The sequence below is a fragment of the Mycobacterium sp. genome (assembly GCF_035274705.1).
Lineage (GTDB): Bacteria > Actinomycetota > Actinomycetes > Mycobacteriales > Mycobacteriaceae > Mycobacterium.
Window position 1 is genome coordinate 38,752 of the sequence record NZ_DATENY010000043.1, and the last position, 7,440, is coordinate 46,191.

Below are 7,440 nucleotides of genomic sequence, written 5' to 3' on the forward strand. Positions count from 1 at the left end.
CCGACGATCTAGCGCCGGCCATCGATCCTGACTTCCAGACCATGCTCGCGGCGTTCGAGGCGACTCTTGCGCGTCGCGGTAACGACATCGCGATCTCCTATTTCGACGGCAGCCTGTCGTTCGCAGAACTCGACGCCCGGTCCTGCGCCGTGGCTGTCGCGCTGCTCGAGTGCGGCTTCGGACCGGGTGACCGGTTGGCCCTCTACACACAGAACAATCCGGCGTTCGTCGTCGGATTGTTGGCGGCGTGGAAGGCCGGCGGTGTGGCAGTGTTGATCAACCCGATGAACAGGACGCGCGAATTGCGTTACCTGCTCGAGGATTCCGGCGCGGTTGCCCTCATCTGCCTCGACGACCTCTACGACTCGGTGGCACGCGAGGTCATCAACGGTGGCCAGACCGCGGTGCGTGATGTTCTGCTCACCTCCGCACGTGACGACCAGACGCGCGACGACGCGCGAATATTCTCTGGTGGATCGGCGCCGGCGAGGGTGGGGACGCGTTGGCTGAACGCGGTGATCGCCGAGCACCGGGGCGCCGTCGCGCCGCCCGTACAGGCAGATCCCGCAGCCGCGGCGGTGCTCACCTACACTTCGGGCACCACCGGAGTTCCCAAGGGCGCCATCAACACTCAGGCCGGTCTTGCGTTCAACAGCCAGACCTACCGGGACTGGATGAAACTCGACGAACAGGATGTCGTCCTCGGAATCGCCCCCCTGTTCCACATCACCGGGCTCGTCGGCCACGTATGCCTGTCGCTGCTACTGGGAGCGCGACTGGTGTTGCTGCACCGCTTCGATGGCGGCGTTGTCCTCGACGCGATACGTGAACACCGACCCACCTTCACCGTCGGCGCGATCACCGCATTCAACAACATCGCCGGCCAGCCCGGCGCGACCACGGAGGACTTCGCCTCGCTGCGCACCGTGTATTCCGGTGGCGCGCCGATCTCGCCGCAGGTACGCGACGACATCCGCGCCCGCACCGGTATGGAGGTGCACAACATCTACGGCATGACCGAAACCACTTCGCCGACACACGCCGTCCCACTCGGAGTGTCGGCTCCGGTCGATACGGCGACGGGGGCGCTGTCCATCGGTGTGCCGGTGTTCAACACCCAGGCCCGCATCGTCGACGACGACGGTGCCGACCTACCTCACGGACAGATAGGGGAGCTGCTCGTCTGCGGCCCGCAGGTCACCCCCGGCTACTGGAACAAGCCCGAGCAGACCGCCGAGAAGATCATCGGTGGTGAACTGCACACCGGCGACGTCGGACTGATGGACGACGACGGCTGGTTCTACCTCGTCGACCGCAAGTCGGACATGATCATCGCGTCGGGCTACAAGGTATGGCCCCGTGAGGTCGAAGACGTCCTGATGGATCACCCTGCGGTCCGGGAGGCCGCGGTGGTCGGTGTGACCGACGCCTACCGCGGCGAGACGGTCAAGGCAGTAGTGTCGCTGCACGCCGGAATGGCCGCGACCCCCGACGAACTCATCGCGTTCTGCAAGGGCCAACTGGCCGCATACAAGTACCCCCGAGTGATCGACGTCGTCGAAGAGCTTCCCCGCAACGCCGCCGGCAAGATCCTGCGACGCGAATTGCGCTGAACCGCGTCTCGTCGCTCGACCGATGGCGGCGCCGGCGTCCGCGTCGCCGTTCATGGTGATCTCCAGAGATCAGGCTGCTTGCGGTCATGCCGACCTGCGCTTGCTGCGTTGCTGCCGCAGGCCTACGCGGTAGCCGCGAACCGACTGCGGGAAGCGGATAAGGCCGCGCATCGCGGATAGCGGCGTGGTCGGTGGACTCGCAGAGTGATGGGCATCACGAAACAGGGAGGGCTCTGATGCAACTCGCGGCCGCCACAAGTCGCGGGCCCGCCAGCGGCGGCTCTCGCGTGCCGAGCTGGCGATGGAGCGCCGCCTGCGCGGGCGTTCATAGCGTGACCGCGCATCGCGCACGTCGCGAGTCATGCAATGAGCGCGACTACCCAACGCTGGTTGCCGGTGAATTGATCGCAAGTCGCGGCTTGAGACGTGAAAATCGGTACGGGACAGTGCTATTGGGTCGCGTGCGAGCCAATCCAGTTGAAACGACGGCCTCGTGACCGCGGACGCTGGGCGTGTGTCGACGGCTCAGCCGGGCGTGCAGCGCTGGTCCGAGGCGGCGGCCGCCAAACCGCTGCGCAGTGTGGGCGGCTTCTTCGCGCAGTCACTGGACACCGTGATTGCGATATTCAAGCCACCGTTTGCGTGGCGAGAATTTCTCGAGCAGACATGGTTTCTCGCACGCGTGTCCGTGGTGCCGGCCTTGCTGTTGTCGATTCCTTTCGTCGTCATGGCGGTGTTCATCTTCAACGTGCTGCTCATCGAGTTCGGCGCGGCCGATAACTCGGGTACCGGTGCGGCGGTCAGTGCGGTGAACCAGATTGGGCCCTTTGTGACGGTCCTGGTGGTCGCGGGGGCTGGTGCTTCGGCGATCTGCGCCGATCTGGGAGCGCGAACCATCCGTGAGGAGATCGATGCGCTGAAGGTGATGGGCATCGACCCGATACGGGCCTTGCTCGTGCCGCGCGTTCTGGCGGCCACGTTGGTTTCGCTGTTGTTGTTCTCGCTCGTGACGCTGGTTGGGCTCGTCGGCGGATTCTTCTTCTCGGTGTTCCTGCAGCACGTCACCCCGGGCGCCTTCGTCGCCGGCATGACGCTCATCACCGGGTTGAGCGACGTTCTCGTCTCGATGGTCAAGGCCACGCTGTTTGGGCTAACGGCTGGCCTCGTCGCGTGTTACCAGGGAATACACGTTGGTGGTGGTCCAGCGGGAGTCGGCAACGCCGTCAATGAAACGGTCGTTTTCTCCTTCGTGCTGTTGTTCCTGATCAACCTGATCGCCACCGCAATCGGATTCGAGATCACAAAATGAGCACTGAAGTGGTTGTCCGCCAACGATTCCCGCGTGCCACGAGGACGGCGGGCACGTTGGCCACGTTCTGGCGCGGCCTGGGGGACCAGACCCGGTTTTTCGGCCAGACCATTGCGGGTGTAGGCGTTGCGGCGACGCACTATCGGGGTGAGTTGATGCGCCAAGTCGCGTCGATGAGCTTCGGGACCGGCGCTTTGGCGATCATCGGCGGCACGGTGGCGGTGGTGGCCTTCCTCACGATGTCCACCGGAGCCACCGTGGCGGTGGTGGGCTACAACCAGCTCTCCCAAGTCGGGATCACCGCCCTGGTGGGATTTGCGTCGGCCTATCTCAACACGCGCATCGTCACTCCGTGCACCGCGGCGGTGGCACTGGCGGCGACCATCGGTGCCGGCGCCACCGCCCAGTTGGGTGCCATGCGGATCAACGAGGAAGTCGACGCGCTGGAGGTGATGGGCATCCGGTCTGTCGCCTACCTCGCCTCCACCCGGCTTCTCGCCGGCCTGATCGTCGTGATGCCGCTCTACAACATCGCTTTGTTGTTCGCCTACACGGCAAGCCGCTTGGGCACCACCGTCGTCTACGGCCAGGCCACCGGCGTGTACGACCACTACTTCAACACCTTCCTGAACCCCGACGATGTGCTGCGATCGTTCTTGATCTCGATCACGGTGGCCGTGGTCATCATGCTCGTGCACACGTACTACGGCTTCATTGCCCGAGGCGGACCAGCTGGCGTCGGTGAAGCAGTCGGACGCGCCACCCGGACTTCGCTGGTCGTCGGCGTGCTCGTGATTCTGCTCGTCACGCTCGCCCTTTACGGCCAGACCGGCGACTTCAACTTCTCCGGATAGTCACGTGCTCAACGACACTCACCATCACAGAATCCGCTCGGAATGGCTTGCTGCACTGCTGGTCATCGGCGTCATCGCGGCGCTGGCCCTCACCTACGGGACCTTCAATCGCTCGTTTACGCCGACCATCCCGGTAACGCTGACTTCCGATCGCTCAGGGCTGGTCATGGAGCCCTACGCCAAGGTCAAGATGCACGGTGTTCAGGTCGGCCGGGTCGCGACCGTAGCTGGCGGTACCGGCCAAACCACCCTGCAACTCGAACTCGATCCCGATCAGATCCAGTACATCCCGGCCAACGTGGCCGCGCGCATCGATGCCACGTCGGTGTTCGGAGCCAAGTACGTCGAATTGATCACCCCCGAACACCCTGAGAGCCAGAGGATCTCGGCCGGAGCGGTACTGCAGTCGCAAAACGTCGCCGTCGAGGTCAACACCGTCTTCCAGAACCTGGTCGCGCTGATCAAGCAGATCGACCCCGCAAAGCTCAACGCCGTGCTGTCGGCCATCGCCGATGGGGTCAGAGGCCAGGGGCAGCGAATCGGCGAAGCCACGACCAGCGCCAAAGATGTTCTGGTTGCCTTGAATTCACGATCCGACACGCTGCGCGAGGATTGGCGGGCAATCCGGGACTTCAGCGACACCTACGCCGGGGCGGCGCGGAACATCATCGACACGTTGTCGGCCATGACCACCACGAGCACCACCATCACCGACCAATCCCGCCAACTCGAATCCCTGCTCGTCAACGTCGCCGGGATGTCGCACAGCGGAATCACCCTGATCGGACCGAACAAGGACAACCTCGTGGCGTCGGCTACTCAACTCGCGCCCACCACAGCCCTGCTGATGAAGTACAACCCGGAACTGACCTGCGTGCTCGTCGGATCGAAGGTCGCGATCGACACCGGCTATCAAGACATCGCCGGCGGCGCCAACGGCAACTCGCTGGTGATGGACGCCCAGATACTGCTCGGCGACGACCCGTATCGCTACCCGGACAACTTGCCGATCAATGCGGCCAAGGGCGGTCCCGGAGGCAAACCAGGATGCGGATCGCTGCCCGATGTTGCCCAGAACTGGCCCGTGCGCTACCTGGTGGCCAACACCGGCTGGGGCACCGGCCTGGACGTGCGGCCCAACCCCGGCATCGGATTCCCCGGTTGGGCGAATTACTTCCCCGTCACGCGTGCGGTGCCCGAACCGCCGAGCATCCGCTACTCCGGCGGGCCTGCGCCCGGGCCCATTCCGTACCCGGGCGCGCCACCCTACGGAGCGCCGCAGTACGGCCCCGACGGAACACCGCTGTACCCCGGCGTTCCGCCGATACCGGCGCCACCGGCCGTCTCCGCCACACCGCAGCCATAGCTGCCGGGCCAACGATCAACACGAACTCCGAAGGGAACGAGGTGATGCGCCGATGCGCCGAATAGCGTTGTCTGGACTGCTTATTCGCGTGGTGACGTTCGTCGTCGTGTGCGCTGCCGGACTGTTCGGGTTGCTGGCGGTGTTCGCGCAGCTGCGCTTCTCCAACGACGTTTCCTACAATGCCCTGTTCTCCGACGTCAGCGGACTGGAAGCCGGCAACTTCGTCCGGATCGCCGGCGTGGAGGTGGGCAAGGTGCAGCGCGTCAAGGTCAAAGACGACAACACCGTGCTGGTGGCCTTCGGGGTCGACCCCAGCGTCGTCTTGACCAACGGGACGAAGGCTGCGATCCGGTATGACAACCTCATCGGCGGACGCTACCTCGCGCTTGAAGAGGGAGCGGGAGGAGTCGCCAAAATGACTGCTGGACAAACGATTCCGGCCGATCGGACCGCTCCTGCACTCGACCTCGACGCGTTGATCGGCGGTTTCCGGCCACTGTTTCGGGCACTGGATCCCGAGCAGGTCAACGCCTTGTCGGGACAGCTGATCGCAGCCTTCCAGGGCCAAGGTCCCACCATCGGTTCGGTGCTCACCCAGCTCGCCGCATTCACCAGCACATTGGCCGATCGCGACGAACTGATCGGTCAGGTGGTCCTCAATTTGGACGCGGTGCTCGGGTCGCTCGGCGAGCGCAGCGAAAAATTCGGCACTGCGGTCGACTCGCTGTCGCAACTGGTTCAGGCACTCAGCCAGCGCAAGGAGGACGTCACCAACGGGCTGGGCTACGCCAGCGAAGCGTCGGGTACGATCGCCGACCTGCTCGCCGATGTGCGCCCACCGCTACAGAAAGTCGTCCACGAGACCGATCGGACCGCGGCGACGGTCCTGGCCGACCACGACTACTTCGACAACCTCCTGGCCACCCTGCCCGACGCGTACCGCATCCTGGGCCGTCAAGGCCTCGCCGGTGACTTCTTCAACTTCTACCTGTGCGACCTCGTGCTCAAAGTCAACGGCAAGGGAGGCCAGCCGGTGTACGTCAAGATCGCCGGGCAGAGCTCGGGCAGGTGTACGCCGCGATGAAACCCTTCAGCGAGCGCAACCCCTTCCTCATCGGCGCGATCGGCGTGATCGCACTAGCCGCGATCACGTTCGCTGCTTTCAACTTTCAGAAACTGCCGTTCCTCTCGTCGACGACCACCTATTCGGCGTTCTTCGATGACGCCGGTGGCCTGACCGCCGGTGCGCCGGTGCAAGTCCTGGGCTCCAAGACCGGAGTGGTGCAGGACATCTCGTTGCAACCCCAGGGTGTCCTGGTGAAATTCACCGTTGCCGACGACATCCGATTGGGAGACCAGACCGAGGCGGCGATCAAGACGATGACGCTGCTGGGCAACAAAACCCTGGTCGTAACCCCCCGCGGTGGCGGCCACCTGTCGGTCACAATCCCCCTGCAACGGACCACCTCGCCCTACCAACTGCCCGACGCCATCGGTGATTTGAGTACCACCATCAGCGGCCTCAACACCGACCAGTTGTCGAACTCCTTGAGGGTGCTCAGCGACACGCTCAAAGACACACCGCCGCAACTGAAAATCGCCGTCGACGGCGTGGCACGGTTCTCCGACACCCTCAACAAGCGTGACGAGCAGCTGCGTAACCTGCTCGCCAATGCGAAGAAGGCCACCACCGTGCTGGCCGAACGAACCGATCAGATCGTTGGGCTTATCCGTGACAGCAACGCGCTGTTGGCCCAATTGCGCAGCGAAAGCACCGAACTGGACCAACTGTCGACCAACGTCTCGGCGTTCGCGCAGCAACTGCGCGGATTCATCTCGGAGCAACGCGGCACGCTCAAACCGGCGGTCGACAAACTCAACGGCGTGCTTGCGACCATCGACAATCGCAAAGGGCAGATCGAGCAGTCCCTGAAACTGCTGAGCAGCTACGCTCTCTCGCTCGGCGAGGCCTTAGCGTCGGGCCCGTTCTTCAAGGCCTACGTCGCCAATCTGCTGCCCGGACAGTGGATTCAACCATTCGTCGATGCCGCCTTCTCCGACCTTGGGCTCGACCCCAACGTGCTGCTGCCCTCCCAACGCACCGACCCTGCGGCGGGTCAACCCGGCACACCCGCGCTGCCCGTGCCGTACCCGAGGACAGGCCAAGGCGGCGAACCCCACTTGACCCTGCCCGACGCCATCACCGGCAATCCGGGCGATCAGGGTTGCGGCCCGCCCGGGCTGCCGTTGCCAGGCCCGACCGGCTGCTACCCGTACCGTGAGCCGCTGCCCGCGCCG

General features: G+C 64.5%; 6 protein-coding genes. All 6 read left to right on the forward strand.

Features of this window, described 5'->3' with window-relative positions:
- The first annotated feature begins 41 nt into the window (after positions 1-41).
- Positions 42-1,613, forward strand: coding sequence for a class I adenylate-forming enzyme family protein (locus VJV41_RS11005; protein WP_325333567.1), 1,572 nt, complete (start codon positions 42-44; stop codon positions 1,611-1,613).
- A 535-nt stretch (positions 1,614-2,148) separates the two neighbouring features.
- Complete coding sequence (locus VJV41_RS11010) at positions 2,149-2,922, forward strand: MlaE family ABC transporter permease (RefSeq protein WP_414684934.1); 774 nt, start codon at positions 2,149-2,151, stop codon at positions 2,920-2,922.
- On the forward strand, positions 2,919-3,776 hold the full coding sequence (locus VJV41_RS11015; RefSeq protein WP_325333559.1) for an ABC transporter permease: 858 nt from the start codon (positions 2,919-2,921) through the stop codon (positions 3,774-3,776). Before VJV41_RS11010 ends, VJV41_RS11015 begins: the two co-directional genes overlap by 4 nt.
- A gap of 4 nt (positions 3,777-3,780) precedes the next feature.
- Positions 3,781-5,142 carry an MCE family protein gene (locus tag VJV41_RS11020; RefSeq protein ID WP_325333561.1) on the forward strand — a complete coding sequence of 454 codons (1,362 nt, stop codon included), beginning with the start codon at positions 3,781-3,783 and terminating at the stop codon, positions 5,140-5,142.
- A gap of 52 nt (positions 5,143-5,194) precedes the next feature.
- On the forward strand, positions 5,195-6,226 hold the full coding sequence (locus tag VJV41_RS11025) for an MCE family protein (protein ID WP_325333563.1): 1,032 nt from the start codon (positions 5,195-5,197) through the stop codon (positions 6,224-6,226).
- Positions 6,223-7,440, forward strand: a 1,218-nt coding sequence (locus VJV41_RS11030; RefSeq protein WP_325333565.1) for an MCE family protein, incomplete at its 3' end; no start/stop codon positions are given. The genes VJV41_RS11025 and VJV41_RS11030, both read left to right, overlap by 4 nt.